Here is an 18,710-nt window from a genome sequence, read left to right on the forward strand (position 1 = left end):
CCATCCCATGGATGCGAACGGCGCTCGTGCGTACATCCTGCACCGCCTCCGGCATGAGCTGCCGGCAGGTCGCACGTACCACTCCCTTGAGCATACGCTGGATGTATATGCCAGTGTCATCAGTATCGCTGAGCAGGAGGGGATCACCGGTGAGGGCCTAGTGCTGCTGAAGATCGCCGCGCTCTATCACGACGCTGGATTCACGGTACAGGACACGGACCATGAGGAGGCCGGTTGCGCCATCGTGCGGAGCGTGCTGCCGGGTTACGGCTTCGCGGAGGCTCAGGTAGAGGCCATCTGCGCCATGATCATGGCCACGCGCATCCCCCAGCAGCCCTCCAATGAACTGGCCAAGGTGCTTTGCGATGCGGACCTGGATTATCTCGGACGCCCGGATTTCGACCGGATAGGGTCGACGCTCTTCGAGGAGATGCGGACCTACGGCGCGCTGACCACCGAGCGGGAGTGGAACGAGCTGCAGGTCCGTTTCCTGGAGCGCCACGCCTATTTCACGCCCACCAACAAGCGTCTGCGAGAACCTTTGAAGCAGAAGCACTTGGCCTCGGTGCGGGCATGGCTGGAGAGCCATCCCTGACCCCGGAATGACAAGGACCCCGCAGCGCGGGGTCCTCATCGCAGTGGTGCCTCCCAGAATCGAACTGGGGACACACGGATTTTCAATCCGTTGCTCTACCAGCTGAGCTAAGGCACCATTTCCTTTGCGTCGACAGGTCGTTGCCGTCCTGAACCGACGAAGGCGCGCAAAGATAGACAAGCGTCGCAACCAACCACCAGGCATGGAACTGATCCTCGATGCAGGCAATACGCGCGTGAAGGCCGGCCTCTTCCGCGAAGGCAGGCTGGTGCGGGTCATCGCGCTGGCCCCGGATGATCTCGAAGGGCTCCGGGGCTTCGTCGGCGATGCGGATGTGCTGGAGGTCGTGATCGGCTCGGTGGCCTCCTCCGAAGGGGCTGTACTGGCCGGCGCCGCGGAATTCGCCCCAGTGCACTCCATCACCGGTGCATCCGCATCGCCTGTGCGCTCATCGTACCGCACCCCGTCCACGCTCGGGGTGGATCGCTTGGCGAATGCCGTGGCGGCAGCCGCATTCTTCCCCGGCCGCGCCGCGCTGGCCATCGACCTGGGGACCTGCATCACCTACGACTTGGTGGACCCCCAGGGCAACTACCTCGGCGGCGCCATCTCGCCCGGCATGCGGATGCGGGCGAAGGCCATGCATGCCTATAGCGCCCGCCTGCCGCTGGTGGAGCCGGCAATGGAGTCCATTCCGTTCGGCGATAGCACCGAATCCGCACTCCAATCGGGCCTGTATCACGGTATTGCAGGTGAGGTCGAGCGCTTCATGCACCTGGCCCGTTCGAGTTTCACCGATGCCTGTGTTGTCCTTACCGGTGGTGACGCCCTGGGGTTCGCCCGCGGCCTGAAAAGCGGCATCTTTGCCCACCCGTTCCTGACCCTTGAAGGTTTACGCCTCATACACCGGCACTTACATGCTGGCACTGGCCCTCCCGGTGCTGGCCTCGGCACAGGGGCAGCAGGGTAGTGGGTCTCCCTATTCCTCCCATGGCCTTGGTGACCTGACCGGGACTTCGCAGGTGGTGCAGGCAGGCATGGGGGGCTTGGGCGTGGTGGTGGCCGACCCCTATGGCGTGGCCCGCGCCAACCCGGCCACCTACCCCTATCTCTCGCATGCCGTGTACGAAATGGGGCTCGCCGTGCGCTCCATGGACATGACCATTGCCGAGAGCACGAGCCGCGGCCGAAGCGCCCGTATCCTGGGTTTGTCCTTGGGCGTGCCGTTCGCCCGTGGCAAGTGGGGCATGGCCTTGGGCTTGCAGCCGTATTCCACCGTGGCCTACCAGATTGAGGAGACAGGCACCGTCGATGGCGGGACCGTCCGCTACCAGTATTCCGGCTCGGGGGGCATCAATCGGGCCTATCTCGGATTCGGCCGTGTGCTATGGCAGCGCTCGGATAGCGGCCGCACCTTCGGGCGCTTGAGCGTCGGAGCCAATCTGGAATACCTCTTCGGAAGCGTCGAGGCGGCCCGCAAGGCCTATTATCCGCTGGGTACCGGGCATTACAACAGCAGCATCACCTCCACCTTGGCGCTTAAAGCGCCTACGGCGACGGTAGGCCTGCTCTACTCCGGCGACATCCGGTCCCAGCGCCGGGCCGAGGAGCGGATGGGGCGCCGCAAGGAGGCCCTGCGGGCCGCTGACCGGCGCGAGGAGATGGAATGGCTCAATGCCGGCCGTGACCCCAAGGACAGGAAGCCCCTGAAGCTGCCCAAGGGCGAAGGGGAGGCCTTGCGGTTCCGCGTCGGCATCGGAATCGATGCACCCGTGGCGCTCAACGCGCGTCATACCAGCCTCGCCACATCCTTCCTTCTCAGCAGCGCTGGGGTCGAGTTCCCGCGCGATACGGCCGCCCAGGTCAATGGCGCCCGTGGCAGCTTGGACCTGCCTGTCGGGGTCAGCGCAGGGCTCTCGATCTATAATGCACGGTGGACCTTTGCCGCAGAGGTGCAACAGCGTGATTGGTCGGCGCTCCGGGCCGATGTGGAAGGGTATGAGCTGCGCACCGATCTGCGCACGGCCACCACCTATGCCGCAGGCGCCAGCTACCGGCCGGCCGGCGAGATGGGCGGAAGCTTCCTGCGGCGCGCCATCTACCGCACCGGATTCCGATACACGGAGGAGCCCATTGCGCTGCGCGGGACCTCCATCCGGCAGCTTGGCATGTCATTTGGCCTATCCCTCCCGCTCATGGGGTCGAACACCCGCAGCCGCCTCAACCTCGCCACGGAAATCGGCGAGCGGGGCACCACTGCGAACGGTCTGCTCCGCGAGCGCTTCGCCAACATCTACATCGGCGTGTCCATCACGCCAGACCTCAGGGAACAATGGTTCAAGAAACGACGGATCGACTGATGAAGACCTTCCTCCATAGCCTCTTTCTCCTGATTGCCTTGGGCTCGGCCTTGGGTACCGCTGCCCAGAGCAAGTACGGCGCTACGCCTGCGGACAGCGTGGAATGCGTGAAGAACCTCTCGCTCTACCAGGAGTACATGAAGCAGAACGCCACGGCCGATGCCTATGCACCGTACCGCGAGCTGCTCCGCATCTGCCCGGCCTGTAGCAAGGGCGTCTACCAGAATGGGGTGAAGATGTTCAATGCCTTCATCGCCAAGGAGAAGGATGCCGCGCGCAAGGAGCGGTTGATCGACTCCCTGATGCTGAATTACGACTTGCGCATCACGCATTTCGGGGAGAAGGCCTTCGTCCTCGGCCGCAAGGGGGTGGATCTGCAGTACCACCGCCCCGCGAAGTGCCAGGAAGCCTACGACGTGCTGAAGGAGAGCGTGGACCTCGGCGGGTCGCGGAGCGAGCCCGGCACGCTGAGCGCCTACTATCAATCCCTGAACTGCCTTTATGCCGCGGGAGCAGCCACCAAGGAGCAGATGCTCTCCGAGTACGTGAAGGTGATCGGCACCATCGAACAAGCGCTGGCCGATCCTGCCACCAAGGAAGTGGACATGGAGTACTGGGTGAAGGCGCGCGACAATGTCAACAGTGTCTTCTTCAGGGTGGCGGAGTGCAAGGAAATCGGCGATATCGCGGCCAAGCTGGTGCAAGAGCGCCCGGACGACTTGGAGCTCAAGGGCCGCCTCTTGAAGGTGCTGAACGGCAAGGATTGCACCGAGGAGAAGGTGTACCTGGTGCTGGCCGAGGATGTGCACCGCGCCAACCCCACCAGCGAGAGCGCCTACAGCCTGGGCCAGTCCCTGGTGAAGAAGGGCGATATGAGCGGAGCGCTCAAGTACATGAAGGAGGCCGTTGATCTCTGCACCGGCTGCAGCGACCGCGTGAAGTACCTGCTCAAGGCCGGCCAGGTTTCCAGTGCCGCCGGCAACCATGCCCAGGCCCGCAGCTTCGCCAACCAGGTGCTCCAGCTCGAACCGAAGAACGGCGAGGCGCTCATCCTCATCGGGAATGCCGTGGTATCCTCGGCCGGCAACTGCGAAGTGCCGGAGAAATGGGGCGTGTACTGGCTTGCCTACGACTACTACCAGAAGGCCCGCTCCCTGGATCCCTCCGTGGCGGAAAAGGCATCTGAGCGCATGGGTTCATGCAATGCGCGCTTCCCCACCAAGGAGGAGCTCTTCTTCCACCAGCTCGCCGACGGCGCCTCCTACCAGGCAGCCTGCGGCGGGCTCAGCGAGACGACCACGGTGCGTGCCCGCAAATAGTCCGTGCTGAGCGCATTGCGCATCCCTTCTGCCGGCAGCCTGCCCGCCCTTCTGATGGCGGGCATGCTGGTTTCATGCAAGAACGACCTGGAGCGCGTGGCGGCGGTTGAGTTGCCCGAGGCGGTTCCGGAGAGGGTGACCGAGCAGGCCGAATACCTCTACACCGATTCGGGCATCGTGCGCAACCGGCTGCGCGCGGGGCGCATCAGCGAGTGGGGCGGAGAAGCCAAGCGCACCGAGCTCTCCGATGGACTGGAGCTGGTGTTCTTCGATCCGCTCGGTCGCCAGACCAGCACCCTCACGGCCCGACGGGGCGCCATTTGGCCTGCGCAGAAGCGCATGGAGGTGCATGAGCAGGTGGTCTTCGTGAATGCCAAGGGTGAGCGGCTGGAGACGGAATCGCTCACCTGGCACCAGGATAGCGCCCGTGTCCGCACCGACAAGGCCGTGCGCATCCAGCGCGGGCGCGATGTGATCCATGGCCTCGGCCTGGACGCGGCGGAGGACTTCAGCAGCTATGTCATCAGGCGGGTAACGGGCACCCTGCACCTCGATGGCGATACCTTGGCCCCCGAACACCCCTAGAAGATGGGCACCATCCGCAAGCTCGGCCGATTCATGGAGCACTTCTGGCTGGCCGTGGCCATCGGCACCTTGGTGGCCTCCATCTGGGTTATAGCGGCGGATGGCTTCGCACAGGGGCGGCAATGGCTGCTCTTCCCGGCAATCGCCATGGCCATGTTCTTCTTCCGGCGCTTCACGCGCAGGAAGCTGGAGGCGATGGAGGACCGCCGGTCTGCACGCTGAAGGCAACGCCAAGCGCCCGCTATCTTCGCCCGACGCCGTTCCGGAGCACTTTGGAGCCGACCGATCTTTTCCTCATCGCCGCCTCGGTGGTCATTTCGGCGCTTTGCTCGGGCTTGGAGATCGCCTTCGTGTCGAGCAACAAGCTCTACATCGAGCTCGAGCGCAAGCGCGGTGCCGTATGGGCCCGACTGGTGGGCGTCTTGCAGCGCAACCCGGGGCGGGTCATCGGGGCGTTGCTGGTGGGCAACAACATCGCGCTGGTCGTGTACGGTGTGCTCATGGCCAAGGTCATCGAGCCGTGGCTGGCCGGATTCGGATGGGGGCCGGTCCTGGTCCTCATCGGGCAGACCGTGCTCAGCACCCTGCTCATCCTGGTGGTTGCGGAGTTCCTGCCCAAGGCGCTCTTCCGGCTCGACGCGAACCGTTCGCTGGCCCTGTTCACTGTGCCGCTCCTGTTGCTGTATGTGCTCTTGTGGGTGCCCATGATGCTCATCACCGGTCTCAGTGAACTGGTCCTCAGGGTGTTCCGCATCCAAACCAAGCCCGGTCAGATTGCATTCGGCCGCATCGACCTGGATGAATTCCTGCGGGAGATGGCCTCCGGCAGCGAGCAGCAGCAGCACCTGGATGCCGAGGTGGAGTATTTCCGCAACACGCTGGAACTGAGCAGTATCAAGGCGCGGGAGATCATGGTGCCGCGGGCGCGTATCGAGGCCGTGGATGCCGAGGAGGGCTTGGACCTGCTGCATCGCCGCTTCGTGGATACCGGCATGAGCAAGCTGCTGGTCTACAAGGACAGCATCGACAACGTCATCGGGTACGTCCACGGGTACGAGCTTTTCCGACACCCGCGCTCGGTGCGGTCCATCCTCCGGCCGGTGAACTTCATCCCGGGCACCATGCCTGCGGATGAGGTGCTGCAGCTCTTCATCAAGCAGCGCACGCACGTGGCGGTGGTGGTGGATGAGTTCGGCGGAACAGCGGGTATGCTCACCATGGAGGATGTGGTGGAGACCATCGTGGGGGACATCGAGGACGAGCACGATACGCCGGAGGATGTCATGGAGCGCGTGGGGGAGCATGAATTCCTGCTCAGCGGCCGCCTTGAGGTGGATACACTGCGACGTGAGCTCGGGCTCGCCATTCCTGAGGGCGAGGAATACGACACCCTGGCCGGATTCATCCTCCATCGCACGGGCGACCTGCCCGAGCAGGGCCAGGAGATCGACCTGCACCCCTTCAGGATGGTGGTGGCCCAGGTGGCCCATGGCCGCATCGACCTGGTACGTCTGCTTGTGACCGACCCGGGCCCCGGCTATCTGACCTGAGGCGCAAGGGCCTTGCGCTCAAAGCGTTGCGGTGCTTCCCGCCGATCGGGGCCGTCCCCTATATTCGCAGCCCCAAATTCAGCAGGCAATGGCAGTTATCGGCAAGATCCGCGAGCGCAGCGGCCTCCTCGTAGTGCTCGTGGGCGGTGCGTTGGCCCTATTCATCCTTGATGCGCTGCTTTCCAACCGTACGGGCCTGGGCCGCAACGATCAGGCCGTCGGCGAGGTGGCTGGGGAGGAGATCGGACTCGCCGAATTCGACCGGCGCGTGAGCGACGAGGTGGAGAGTTATCGCAACGAGTTCGGCCAGGCGGCCAATGCCCAAGTGACCGAGCAGGTGCGCAACACCGTGTGGAATGAGCTGGTGAAGGGCAAGGTGCTGCTCGGCCAGGTGAAGGCCGCCGGATTCACCATCACCAAGCCGGAGTATGACGATGTCCGCTTCGGCGACAATGTGATGCCCGAGTTCCAGGGCCAGTTCAATGGCGCGGATGGCAAGCCCGATAAAGCCCGCCTGCGGGAGTACTTCAGCTCCATTCAGCTGAATGCACCCGTCTACCATGAGATCCAATCGCGCCGGATCCAGGAGAACCGCCTCTACGCCAAGTACAATGCGCTGGTGAAGAAGAGCGTCTTCGTGAACAGCGCCCAGGCCCGCGACGAATTCAACGCCAAGAATACACGGGCCACCTTCAATTTCGTGGCCAAGCGCTACGATAGCGAGCCCGACAGCCTCTACGCGGTGAGCGACCGTGACCTGCGCCGCTACTACGACAAGCACAAGAATGACCCGAAGCACAAGCAGAAAGCCTCACGGTCCTTCGATTACGTGCTCTTCCCGGTGCTGCCAAGCGATGCTGACCGTGCGGCGATCCAGGATGACCTGGCGCGGCTGAAGGGCGAATTCGAAGCGGCCACGGACGATTCCGCCTTCGTGCTCGGCAACGCGGCCTCCCGTGCGTACACCAAGGTCCCGTACGTGGCCGGAACGGCGGACAAGCTGAATGATTCCCTGATCGTGAACGGCGCAGTGGGCGCCGTGATCGGTCCCTTCCAGGAGGGTGAGACGGTGAAGCTGGTGAAGGTGAAGGAGCTGGCCGATGTGCCGGAGGCGCGCGTGCGCCACATCCTGCTGAGCACCCAGAAGGGTGTGGGCGAGGATGACCAGAAGAAGCGGGCCGACAGCCTTCTCACGGTGGTGAAGAAGGACCGGAGCAAGTTCGCCGACCTCGTGACCAAGTTCAGCGACGACCCCGGCAGCGTGAGCAACGGAGGCGTGTACGAGTGGTTCGACAAGCAGCAGATGGTACCGGAGTTCACAGCAGCCAGCTTCGATCAGAAGGTGGGCGCCATCACTATCTGCAAGACGAGCTACGGTTTCCATATCGTCGAGGTGCTCGGCCAGCGCACCCGCCAGGAGCGTCGCATCATCACCGTCGACCGTCCGGTGAAGCCGTCGGGCGCCACCTTCAAGGAGGTGTACAAACGCGCCAATGAGTTCAGCCTGCGCAATAAGTCGGCGGAGGCGATCAAGGCAGCCGCTGAGGAGCAGGGCCTGCAGGTGACCAATGTGGCCGACCTGCGGAGCGACCAGCGGTTCGTTCAGGGCCTTCAGCAGCCTGCGTCGGTCATCGGCTGGGTGAACCGGGCCAAAGTGGGAGAGGTGAGCGATCCAAAGGAGGCCGGTGACAACTATGTGGTTGCGGTGCTGCTGGGCGCCAAGGAAGAGGGCGTGCCTGCGCTGGAGGATGTGCGCGAGGCCTTCATGAAGGAGGCCGCCAAGGAGAAGAAGGCAGAGACCTACCTGGAGAGGATGAAGGGCAAGACCGATGTCAGTGCGTTGGCCACCGAGATGGGCGTGAGCGTGCAGACCGCCACGGACATGCTGTTCAATGCATTCAGCATCCCCGGAGGCTACAGCGAGTTCGAGGTGGTGGGCCAGATATTCGCGCTACAGGCGGGCCAGACCAGCGTGCCGCTGAAGGGCGACAATGCGGTGTACGTGGTGAGCATGACCTCGCGCGCCGACGCCCCCGCCGACGGCGACACGGCCGGGGACAAGGGCAGCCTGCTCGGCCGCCTGCAGAGCCGCGCGGAGAGCGCGCTGTTCAACGCCCTTCGCGAATCGGCCGGGGTGAAGGACAATCGCCACCTGTTCTACTGAGGGCTTCGGTCCTACGGAAGAACGCCGGCCCTTTGGCCGGCGTTCTTCTTTATGGTCCGGCCGATAAGCGGGCGGCGGCCGCCTCCGTGGCCGTCGTGGCTCACCGCAGCAGGCTCAGCCGTTCCGCATCCAGCCGCACCAAGGTTCCGAGCAGCAGGGTGAAGCCGATCATGCTGCTGCCCCCGTAGCTGAAGAAGGGAAGGGGGATGCCGATCACAGGGGCCAGGCCGATGGTCATGCCCACGTTGATCATCAAGTGCAGGAAGAAGATGCTCGCCACGCAGTAGGCATAGATCCGGGTGAATTTCGACCGCTGCCGATCGCTGATCTGGATGATGCGCAGGATGAGCACGGTGAATAGGATGACGACGAAGCTGGTGCCCAGGAATCCCCATTCCTCGCCCACGGTGCAGAAGATGAAGTCGGTGCTCTGCATGGGCACGTACTTGAACTTCGTGAGGGTGCCCTCCAGATAGCCCTTGCCGCTGAAACCGCCGCTACCGATGGCGGTCTGGCTCTGCTTCACGTTGTAGCCCAGCCCCTGGGGGTCCTCCATCTGCCCCAGCATCACCAGGATGCGATCGCGCTGGTGCTGGGCGAGCACCTTCTCGAATGCGTAATCCAAGCTGCCGATGAAGGCTGCGGAAGCCAGCACGCCGATGACGATGTAGGCGTAGAGCCGCCGCCGCGCCCGCTTCACCACCATGTTGCGCACCACCAGCCAAGCGAGCGCCCCGATGATGATGATGACGAGCAGCAGGAACATCGGTCCGCTGAGCGCGCGGTCCGTGAATGGAAGGTCGAAGGAGCTCTCCTTGAGGATGAGGGAGAGGATGGAGAGGAAGGCCGCCAGGATGGCCAGCAGCAGCACGTTGCCGGAGAGGCCCTCGCGGTAGAGCACGAGGATGAAGGCGCCGGAGACCAAGGCCGTCCCTGTATCGGGCTGGAGCATGATGAGGCCCACCGGGGCGAGGATGAGCAGCGCGCTGACCGCCCTGGACCGGAGGTCGATGAGCGCCTTGAGGCCGCTGAGGTAGCGGGCAAGCGCGAGCGAGGTGGCGTACTTGGCGAACTCCGCTGGCTGTATGCCGAAGCTGCCCACGCCGAACCAGGCCTTGGCGCCGTTCACCTCCTTGCCCACCACCAGCACCAGCGCGAGCAGCAGCATCACGAATGCGTAGATCAGGAAGGCGGAGTCGCGGATGAACTGGCCGCGCACCAGCAGGATGCCCGCACCCAGCGTAAGGCTGATGCCCATCCACACGGCTTGCTTGCCGTATTCCTTGTCGAGGTCGAAGATGCTCGCCTGGTCGGGGTCATAGGCGGCCGAGTAGATGTTGGCCCACCCCATGAACATCAGGGCCAGGTAGATCAGCAGCAGCGGCCGGTCGAAATTGGCGGCGACATTCTCCCTGGCGCTCATCGGCGGCGTGGCTTCTTGGGCTTCTTCACGAAATCCTTCTCGGCAGCGATGAGGTCGGCGTCCAGCATGCGCTGCATCAGTTCGGGGCGCTTGATGGTATCGGTGAGGTATTGCTCCATGAGCAGGCTGGCGATCGGGGCGGCCCAGGTGCCGCCGAAGCCCGAGTTCTCCACATAGACGGCCATGGCCACCTTGGGGTCCTCCATCGGGGCGAAGCAGATGAAGACGGCATGGTCCTGTCCGTGCGGGTTCTCGGCCGTTCCCGTCTTCCCGCAGACGGTGATGCCTTCGATCCGGGCGCTGCGGGCCGTGCCACCGGGCTCATGGACCACGCGCCGCATCCCTTCCTGGATGTGGTCGAACCAATGGGGGGCCGCCTCCACCACATGCCTCTCGCGGTAGCGGGCCTGCACGCTGTCGGGGTCGCCGATGGCGCGCACCACGTGCGGGTCGTAGTACCAGCCCTTGTTGGCAAAGATCGCAGCGAGGTTCGCCATCTGGATGGGGACGGTGAGCACCTCGCCCTGACCGATGCTCACGCTGTAGATGGTGCTGAAGGCCCAGCGCTCCTTGCCGTATTTCCGGTCGTAGTAGGCCGGGCCGGGGATGTTGCCGCCCTTCAGCGAGGGAAGGTCCATGCGCGGCTTTTCGCCCAGACCGAAGCTGTGCATGCGCCGCTCCCATTCGGCGAGGCCCAGCGCCGCGTCGCGGAACCGGCTCTTCTTGTCGAGCTTCCGTTCCACCACCCGGTCGAAGACCTGGTAGTAGTACGGGTTGCAGGAATACTGGATGGCCTGCTCGATGGTGCCCGCGTAGGGGTGGTTGTGGCAGCCCACCAGGCTCTTATTGCAGGGGAAGCCGGTGGTGGGCGTGATGACGCCCTCGTCGAGCGCGATGAGCGACTGCACGATCTTGAAGATGGAACCGGGCGGATACTGGGCCTGGAGCGCCCGGTCGAAGAGCGGCTTGATGGGGTCGCGCTGCAGGATGCCATAATTGGTGTTGCGCACACGGCCCACCAGCAGCTCGGGGTCATAGGAGGGGCTGCTCACGAGGCAGAGCACCTCGCCGGTGCGGGGGTCAAGGGCCACGATGCTGCCTTTCTTGTTGCGCAAGAGCCGTTCTCCCAGCAGCTGCATATCAAGGTCGATGCCGGTGAAGAGGTCCTTCCCCTCCACGGCTAGTGTGTCGTAAATGCCGTCCTTGTATGGGCCCTTGATGTTGTTGTGCACATCGACGAGCACATAGCGCACGCCGCGGCGCCCGCGGAGCGCCTCCTCGTACTGCTGCTCCAGGCCGCCTACGCCGATCACGTCGCCCGGTTTGTAGTAGGGGTCCTGTTCCACCTTGCGCGCATCCACCTCGCTGAGGTATCCGAGCAGGTGGGCCGCGGTGCGCGGGGGGTAGGTGCGCAGCGTGCGGCTCTGACCGTAGAAACCCGGGTATTTGTGCAGGTGCACGCTGATGGCCGAGAACTGGCCTGCGGGGATCTGCTTCTCGATGACGCTCGGCTTGTAGAGCGAATAGCGCCGGGCATCGCCCATGCGCTGCCGGAGCTCCTCCAGGGGCACGCTGATGAGGTCGGCGAAGGCGGCCGTGTCGAATGCCTTCACCTCCTTCGGCACCATCATGAGGTCGTACACCGGCGTGTTGGCCACCATCAGGCGGCCCTTGCGATCATAGATGAAGCCCCGAGCCGGATAGTCGGTGATCTTGCGCTCGGCCATGTTCGCTGCGCTGGCCTTCCACTTGTCGTCCACCACCTGGATCCAGAGGAGCCGGAGGATGAAGATGACCGCGATGGCGCCCACGGCGGCGATGAGCACGTATTTCCGCGATTCGAAGTTCATGCGCGGCTGCGCTCCTGCGCGGCGGAGGTGAGGAATTGCGCGAGCAGGCAGAGCGCGAGCGTGAAGGCGGCGCTCATCAAGGCGCGCAGCAGGGTGGCGCCGAGTGCGTCGAAGCGGTGGATCTCCACGATGAAGAGCCAGAGGTGGTGGAGCACGATGAGAACGCCGGCGTAGGTGGCGAACCAGGGGAGCCCCATGCGGGGCACGGTGGGCCTCATGCCGAACTCATAGCCCTCGCGCGGCGCCATGAGGCGCAGCAGGTGCTTCCGAGCGAAGGCCATGGCCACGCAGGCGCTCATGTGCATGCCCGGCGTGCTGCTGAAGAGGTCCATGGCCATGCCGATGGTCGCACCGAGCAGGAGCACGCCCCAGGCGGGCACCTCGAAGGGCAGCATGAGGAGGAAGAGCACGTACAGGTAGGGCACCATCCAGCCGTTGGCCACGTCGAGGTGGTCGAGCACCAGCACCTGGAGCAGCAGGAGCAGGATGAATCGGCCGATGTTCGCTGCGAGCGTGCCGATCATGGTGCGGAATGGGCTTGCTGGAGCGTGTCCCGCTCTGGCCGCTGCAGGTCGGTCACCACATACACGAAGCCGCTGCGCGTCATGTCCTCGAAGAGCCGTACAAGGATGGCCTGGTCGGGCCGGCCTGGCGGGCTCTCCACGGAGATCACAAGGCCCACAGGGACGTCGGCGGGGAATATGCCGTCGCCGCCCATGGTGACCACCGTGTCGCCCGCCTGCACGCGCGCATGCTTGGGGATGTCCACCACGGAGGCGGCGATGGGATTGTTCGTGTCCCAATAGAGCAGCCCGAAGTGCCCAGTGCGCCTGACCCTGACGCTGGTGCGGATGTCCGGGTTCAGAACGCTGATGACGGAGGCGAAGTGGGGGCTGGCGTCGCGCACCACGCCCACGATTCCATCGGGCCCGATCACGCCCATGTCAGGACGGACACCGGCGGTGAGCCCCTTATCGAGCGTGAGGTAGTTGCGGGGCTTGTGCCAGGTGGCGTTCACCACCTTGGCGGGTGTGTAGCGGAAGAGCTGCCGGTGGATGGTGTCATTGATGCGGACGAAGGGGTCCTCCACCGGCGTATAGGCGCTGCTGTGGCGATTGCGCCAGTCGATGTTCTCTGCCACGAGCCGTTCGTTCACCTCGCGGAGGCTGGCGTAGTCGGTGATCTCCCTGCGCCAGCTGTAGAGCGTTCCGGCCACCGCGCTGCTGCTGTTGATGGCCAATGCCCGGTGGTGCGCATTGCCGTTGTAGAGCAGCAGGAAGGACAGGAGCAGGAGTGCGATGAACAGGAGGGTGTCCCGGATGCGGAAGAGGAAGCGGAAGAGGTCGCGCATGGATCGTTGTGCCGTTCACCTGCCCACGCCTTGGATGCCGGGCCACGGCATGGCCTGTCACACTGCCGCGGTCATTCGCGCATCAGGAACTGGAAGCGGTCGATGTTCTTGAGCGCGATGCCCGTGCCACGCGCCACGGCGCGCAGGGGGTCGTCGGCCACGTGCACCGGCAGCTTGGTCTTGATGCTGATGCGCTTGTCCAACCCGCGCAGCAGTGCACCGCCACCGGCCAGGTAGATGCCCGTCTTGTAGATGTCGGCGCTCAGTTCGGGCGGGGTGGCCTCCAGGGCGCTGAGGATGGCCTCCTCGATCTTGCTGATGCTCTTGTCCAGAGCCTGGGCGATCTCGCTGTAGGTGACGGTGATTTCCTTGGGGATGCCCGTCATCAGGTCCCGGCCGCGCACGGCGTAATCCGGCGGAGGGCTGTCGAGCTCGGTGAGCGCCGCGCCCACCTCGATCTTGATGGTCTCGGCCGTACGCTCCCCCACCAGGATGTTGTGCTGGCGCCGCATGTACTCCTCGATGTCCTGCGTGAATTCATCACCGGCAACGCGGATGTTCTTGTCGCACACGATCCCGCCCAGGGCGATCACGGCGATTTCGCTGGTGCCGCCGCCGATGTCGATGATCATGTTGCCCATGGGCTCCTCCACATCGATGCCGATGCCGATCGCCGCCGCCATGGGCTCATGGATCAGGTAAACCTCCTTGGCCCCGGCGTGCTCGCTGCTGTCCTTCACGGCCCGCTTCTCCACTTCGGTGATGCCGCTGGGGATGCAGATCACCATGCGCAGGTTGGGGGTGAAGAGTCGCCGGCCGGGGTTGATCATGCGGATCATGCCCTTGATCATGTCCTCGGCGGCCTTGAAGTCGGCGATCACCCCGTCCTTCAGCGGGCGGATGGTCTTGATGTTCTCGTGGGTCTTGCCGTGCATCTGCTGCGCCTGCCGCCCCACCGCGATCACCTTGCCGGTGGTGCGGTCCACCGCCACGATGCTGGGCTCGTCCACCACCACCTTGTCGTTGTGGATGATGAGCGTGTTGGCGGTGCCGAGGTCGATCGCGATCTCCTGGGTGAAGAAGTTGAACCAGCTCATCGGTCCGTGCGGGTCAGTGTTTGAAGTGGCGGATGCCGGTGATGCACATGGCCATGCCGTGTGCGTTGCAGTAGTCGATGCTGTCCTGGTCGCGGATGCTTCCCCCGGGGTGCACCACCGCCGTGATGCCCGCCTTGTGCGCGATCTCCACGCAGTCAGGGAAAGGGAAGAAAGCATCGCTGGCCATCACGGCGCCGTGCAGGTCGAAGTTGAATTTGGCAGCCTTTGCGATGGCCTGCTCCAAGGCATCCACGCGGCTGGTCTGGCCGGTTCCGCTGGCCAGCAGCTGGTTATCCCTGGCCAGCACGATGGCGTTGCTCTTGGTGTGCTTCACCAGGATCGCGGCGAAGGCCATGTCGGACGCCTCCAACGCACTCGGGGCCTTGGTGGTGGCGGGCTTCATGGCGGCGGCGTCCGCCACCACGGTGTCCGCATCCTCGGTGAGCACGCCGTTCAGCGCGGTGCGCACCTTCACGGAGGCGCGGGTCGCCGGCTTCCGCCTCAGGATCATCCGGTTCTTCTTACGCATCAGCACCTCCAGCGCATCGGCATCATAGTCGGGCGCGGCGATGATCTCGAAGAAGATCGTGTCGATGGCCTCCGCCGTGGCCTTGTCGATGCGGGCGGTGGTGATCAGCACCCCGCCGAAGGCGCTCACGGGGTCGCCGGCCAGTGCGGCATCCCAAGCCTCCTTCACGGTGGGTCGAACGGCCGCGCCGCAGGCATTGTTGTGCTTCAGGATGGCGAACGCCTCCCCTGGACCCGACGTGACGCCCTTCAGCGTGGCCAGGTCGTCGATCAACTCCACGGCCGCGTCCAGGTCCAGCAGGTTGTTGTAGCTGAGCTCCTTGCCGTTGAGCTGCTCGAACATACCCCCCAGGTCGCCGTGGAAGGCCCCCTTCTGGTGGGGGTTCTCACCATAGCGCAGCACCGTGGTGGGGCCGGCGCTCAGCCGCAGGTCGCCCTGGCCGCTGCTGAACCAGTTGTAGATGGCGCTGTCGTAGCGGCTGCTCACGGCGAAGGCGGCCGCCGCGAAGACCTTGCGCTGCACCAGCGTGGTTTGGCCGTCCTGCTCCTTCAACAGGCGCAGCAGCTCGCCGTATTGGGCCATGCCGGGCACGATTGCCACGTCGGCGTGGTTCTTGGCTCCGGCACGGATGAGGCTGATACCGCCGATGTCGATCTTCTCGATGATCTCCGCCTCTGTTCCCCCCCTGGCCACAGTGGCCTCGAAGGGGTAGAGGTCCACGATCACCAGGTCGATCGGCGGAATGGCGAATTCCTCTAGCTGAGCGACATCGCTCTCCAGGTCGCGGCGCCCGAGGATTCCGCCGAAGACCTTCGGGTGCAGGGTCTTCACCCTGCCGCCGAGGATGCTGGGGTAGCTGGTGAGGTCCTCTACCGGCGTCACGGCCGCGCCCAAAGACTCGATGAACTCCTGGGTGCCCCCGGTGCTGTAGATGCGCACGCCGAGCCGGACCAGTTCACGGATAATGGGCTCCAGCCCATCCTTGTGGAACACGGAGATGAGCGCGCTCTGGATGCGTTTGTACCCGTCCAATGTGGTCGTTCAAGGGGGGCTGGGCCCCGCTTCGGGCGCAAGTTTACGCCACGGTTCCAGCCGGTTGCGAGCGCGGGCCGCAGCCGTTATCCGAAGGTTACCAACAGGCGCATGATCGCCTGAGGTCAGAACCTGAAGCCCGCGCCGAAGGTGAGGTTCACCATGCGGCTTCCGCTGGAAAGCGTCCCATAGGTGACCTCCCCGGCCGGGGTGATCTCGATGGACCGCGGGTCGACATAGGTGACGCGTCCGCCGGAGAGCCGCTCGAACCGGGCCTCGAGCACGAAATGCCGCGTGACCTCGTAGTACGCGCCGATCGCGAAGCCCGCGCTGCCCACGAAGGCGCTCTCGTTGCGCTCCTCGAGGATCGGCTGATCCAGCCCTTTCACGTTCACCTCGGTGGTGGTGAGGAAGTGACGCAACCCCAGCATCCCGTCCAGGTAGGGGCTCACTTTGCCCCTGTAGGGTTGGAAGCGCAGCATGCCATGGTAGCCATAGAGGTTGCTGCGCACCTTCATTTCGCCCTCGCGGCTGGTCACGATGGGGTCGTCCACCGTCACCTTGCGAGTCCCCCCTCCCATCCGCTGCCAAGCGAAGTCGAACCCATAGCTGAAGGGCAGCCGACGCATCGGCAGGGTCATGTTCGCGCTGATTCCGGCCATCTGCCTGCCCCAAGAGGCATCGAATTCTCCGGTGGGTATGCCGATCTCCAGCCCGCCGGTGATGGTGGCCGTGCGCTGCTGGGTGCGCTCCTGCTGGGCTGCTGCCGGGGCAGCCAAGGCCAGGGTCATGGCGGTCGCGAAGGCGGTTCTCATGGCTTCAGGGATTGCTGCATTCACCTGCCAAAGGTTATGCCGAACGGAGCCCGGTACCTTGCGCCCGCATGGAACTCGGCCCCGAATGGACGGCCCTCGGCCCATGGGGCTTGTTCCTGGCCTGCTTTCTGGCGGCCACGGTGCTGCCCTTCAGCTCGGAGGCGGTGCTGGCCGCCATGGCGGTTGGGCCATGGTCGGGGGCGCTGCTATGGTCGGTGGCCACCGCTGGCAATTGGCTCGGCGGCATGTCCACCTATGGATTGGGCCGCTTGGGCGACCCTAGGGCCGTTACCCGCTGGCTGAGGGTCGACCAGCGCCGCGCGGAGGCTTGGCGTCACCGCATCCGCCACTGGGGCCCTTGGGCCGCGCTGGCCTGCTGGGTGCCGGTGATCGGGGACCCCATCGCCCTGGCCCTGGGGCTGGGCCGTGCACGGTTCTGGCCCACAGCGCTGCTGATGCTGCTGGGGAAGGCCGCCCGGTACGCGGTGATCCTCGCGTTGATGCGCTGACGGGCGGCAAGAGCGAAGGCCCCGCCGGAGCGGGGCCTTCTGACCGAGCGGGTGTTTGCGATGTACCGTGCTCAGTAGGGGGTGTTCTGGGGGTCGAAATTGGCCCAGCCGGCGGTCCAATCCGTGGAACCGAACGCACCGCGGTGGCTGACCGGGGTGAAGAAGCCATCGGCCAGGGGGCTCCAGGAGAAATCGGCGCCGCTCAGGAGGGGGCTGCCTGCATTGGGCAGGAAGTCGGGTGCGGTGAGGGCGAAGGGGTTGGCCACCTGCAGCTCGCTGTTGTTGACGAGGATGGTGTTGTTCCAGCCGGCCGTGTTGAACCAGCCGGTGAGGGCGGCCTGGTCCCAGTTCTGGCCGCTGGGCACGTTGAAGGCGGTGCCCATGCCGGCGAGCACGTTGTTGCGGAACATCAGGTCGTTGTTCGTGGCGTTGGCCTGGGTGCTGTTGCCGTCGATGTAGAGCCCCGTGGGGTATCCGGCGAAGACGCTGTTGAACACGCGCGTCTGGGTGTTGCGGCGCAGGTGAAGGGCGCGGGCGTACTGGGCGTTGATGCTCGTGCTGGCATCGGCCTTGGGACCGAAGATGCTCACGTTGCTCCAGGTGCCTTGACTGTAGGGAGCCACCGCATTGCCGGCGGCATCGTTGTCGCATTCGAAGCCGTTGCTGCTGCTCTGGTCGGCCACATTGGGGTCGCGCAGGCTCACGGCGAACTGCACCTTGCCCTGCCAGCCGAAGTCCTGGTCGAAGTCGTCGTCCCAGCCGCGCAGCGCGATCAGGTATTTGGCGTTCACCGTGCCGCCGAACCACTCGTAGCTGTCATCGCCGCAGTAGCTCACCTGGATGTGCTCCAGGGTGGTGCCCCTGCCTACGCCGCCCATGGTGAGGCCGTTGATCTCCTGGTTGGGCTGGAAGGGGATGCCACTGAACTCGATGCGGACGTAGCGGAGGATGCCGCTGTTGTCATTGGGGTCCGTGCCACCGTATTGGGCGTCCACGCCGCCCTCGATGATGGGGTCACTGGGCTGGTTGTGGGGGGCGCGGCCGCAGAGGATGATGCCGCCCCAGTCGCCGTAATCGCGGCTGCCGGCGGGCTGGTTGCTGGTGAAGATGATCGGCTGGCTGGCCGTGCCGTCGGCAATCAGGCGACCGCCGCGCTTCACGATCAGCGTTCCCTTGGTGGGCTTGTCACCCTTGATGATGGTTCCGGGCTGGATGGTGAGCGTGGCGCCGTCCTCCACGTAGATGAAGCCTTTCAGCAGGTACTTGTTGTTGCTCGTCCAGGTGGTGTTCGTGGTGATGTTGGCCGTCACCTCCACGGTGCCGCCGGTGCTGGCCTGCGGATATTCGCAACAGCAGTCCTTGTCGGCATCCGCATCGTAGTTCAGGGCGAGCGGGTCGGTGCAGCCTTCCTTCTTCTTGCAGGCCGGCAGGGCCACGGCGATGGCGCCGAGGGCGAGCAGCCCGATCGCATGATTCTTCCAGTGGTTCATGGGTTGTTTACCGTTTCGTTGGCGCTGCAAAGCGACAGCAT

17 protein-coding genes and 1 tRNA gene are annotated in these 18,710 nt (G+C 64.7%); 9 read left to right on the plus strand and 9 right to left on the minus strand.

Features of this window, described 5'->3' with window-relative positions; all coding sequences use genetic code 11:
- Positions 1–7: 7 nt before the first annotated feature.
- A complete protein-coding gene (locus QY325_14615) occupies positions 8–595 on the plus strand; it encodes an HD domain-containing protein (protein ID WKZ65990.1) in 588 nt (195 codons plus the stop codon).
- Between the two features lie 44 nt (positions 596–639).
- Here the strand turns inward: QY325_14615 and QY325_14620 are convergent.
- Positions 640–712: transfer RNA gene (locus tag QY325_14620), tRNA-Phe, on the minus strand.
- 7 nt (positions 713–719) lie between these two features.
- Between QY325_14620 and QY325_14625 the strand changes: the two genes are divergently transcribed.
- The 7 genes from QY325_14625 to QY325_14655 all read left to right on the plus strand — a co-directional run bounded on the left by QY325_14625 (position 720) and on the right by QY325_14655 (position 8,573).
- Complete coding sequence (locus QY325_14625) at positions 720–1,565, plus strand: type III pantothenate kinase (GenBank protein ID WKZ65991.1); 846 nt, start codon at positions 720–722, stop codon at positions 1,563–1,565.
- Positions 1,513–2,955, plus strand: coding sequence for a hypothetical protein (locus QY325_14630; protein WKZ65992.1), 1,443 nt, complete (start codon positions 1,513–1,515; stop codon positions 2,953–2,955). Before QY325_14625 ends, QY325_14630 begins: the two co-directional genes overlap by 53 nt.
- A complete protein-coding gene (locus QY325_14635; GenBank protein WKZ65993.1) occupies positions 2,955–4,274 on the plus strand; it encodes a hypothetical protein in 1,320 nt (439 codons plus the stop codon). Before QY325_14630 ends, QY325_14635 begins: the two co-directional genes overlap by 1 nt.
- Positions 4,275–4,328: 54 nt before the next feature.
- Positions 4,329–4,859, plus strand: coding sequence for an LPS export ABC transporter periplasmic protein LptC (lptC, locus tag QY325_14640; protein WKZ67991.1), 531 nt, complete (start codon positions 4,329–4,331; stop codon positions 4,857–4,859).
- Positions 4,860–4,862: 3 nt separating this feature from the next.
- Positions 4,863–5,081, plus strand: coding sequence for a hypothetical protein (locus QY325_14645; protein WKZ65994.1), 219 nt, complete (start codon positions 4,863–4,865; stop codon positions 5,079–5,081).
- A gap of 50 nt (positions 5,082–5,131) precedes the next feature.
- Positions 5,132–6,409, plus strand: coding sequence for a hemolysin family protein (locus QY325_14650; protein WKZ65995.1), 1,278 nt, complete (start codon positions 5,132–5,134; stop codon positions 6,407–6,409).
- Positions 6,410–6,497: 88 nt separating this feature from the next.
- Positions 6,498–8,573: a peptidylprolyl isomerase gene (locus QY325_14655; GenBank protein ID WKZ65996.1), complete on the plus strand. Its 2,076-nt coding sequence runs from the start codon at positions 6,498–6,500 to the stop codon at positions 8,571–8,573.
- Between the two features lie 100 nt (positions 8,574–8,673).
- Here the strand turns inward: QY325_14655 and rodA are convergent, their stop codons facing one another.
- The 7 genes from rodA to QY325_14690 form a co-directional block, all read right to left on the minus strand.
- Positions 8,674–9,996: a rod shape-determining protein RodA gene (gene rodA / locus QY325_14660; GenBank protein WKZ65997.1), complete on the minus strand. Its 1,323-nt coding sequence runs from the start codon at positions 9,994–9,996 to the stop codon at positions 8,674–8,676.
- Positions 9,993–11,846: a penicillin-binding protein 2 gene (mrdA, locus tag QY325_14665; GenBank protein WKZ65998.1), complete on the minus strand. Its 1,854-nt coding sequence runs from the start codon at positions 11,844–11,846 to the stop codon at positions 9,993–9,995. Before mrdA ends, rodA begins: the two co-directional genes overlap by 4 nt.
- Complete coding sequence (mreD, locus tag QY325_14670; protein ID WKZ65999.1) at positions 11,843–12,370, minus strand: rod shape-determining protein MreD; 528 nt, start codon at positions 12,368–12,370, stop codon at positions 11,843–11,845. Before mreD ends, mrdA begins: the two co-directional genes overlap by 4 nt.
- Positions 12,367–13,197 carry a rod shape-determining protein MreC gene (gene mreC / locus QY325_14675; GenBank protein WKZ66000.1) on the minus strand — a complete coding sequence of 277 codons (831 nt, stop codon included), beginning with the start codon at positions 13,195–13,197 and terminating at the stop codon, positions 12,367–12,369. The genes mreD and mreC overlap by 4 nt, the downstream gene beginning before the upstream one ends.
- A gap of 71 nt (positions 13,198–13,268) precedes the next feature.
- Entirely contained in the window at positions 13,269–14,294 is a 1,026-nt protein-coding gene (locus QY325_14680; protein WKZ66001.1) for a rod shape-determining protein, read from the minus strand.
- Between the two features lie 13 nt (positions 14,295–14,307).
- A complete protein-coding gene (gene purH, locus QY325_14685; protein WKZ66002.1) occupies positions 14,308–15,855 on the minus strand; it encodes a bifunctional phosphoribosylaminoimidazolecarboxamide formyltransferase/IMP cyclohydrolase in 1,548 nt (515 codons plus the stop codon).
- A 125-nt stretch (positions 15,856–15,980) separates the two neighbouring features.
- Positions 15,981–16,670, minus strand: a complete 690-nt coding sequence (locus QY325_14690) for an outer membrane beta-barrel protein (protein WKZ66003.1) — start codon at positions 16,668–16,670, stop codon at positions 15,981–15,983.
- Positions 16,671–16,738: 68 nt separating this feature from the next.
- Between QY325_14690 and QY325_14695 the strand changes: the two genes are divergently transcribed.
- Positions 16,739–17,179, plus strand: coding sequence for a YqaA family protein (locus tag QY325_14695; protein WKZ66004.1), 441 nt, complete (start codon positions 16,739–16,741; stop codon positions 17,177–17,179).
- A 71-nt stretch (positions 17,180–17,250) separates the two neighbouring features.
- On the opposite strand, the gene QY325_14700 is transcribed toward QY325_14695, so the two are convergent.
- A complete protein-coding gene (locus QY325_14700; GenBank protein ID WKZ66005.1) occupies positions 17,251–18,669 on the minus strand; it encodes a hypothetical protein in 1,419 nt (472 codons plus the stop codon).
- Positions 18,670–18,710: the final 41 nt, after the last annotated feature.

It is taken from the genome of Flavobacteriales bacterium (genome assembly GCA_030584065.1).
Classification (GTDB): Bacteria; Bacteroidota; Bacteroidia; order Flavobacteriales_F; family PHOS-HE28; genus PHOS-HE28.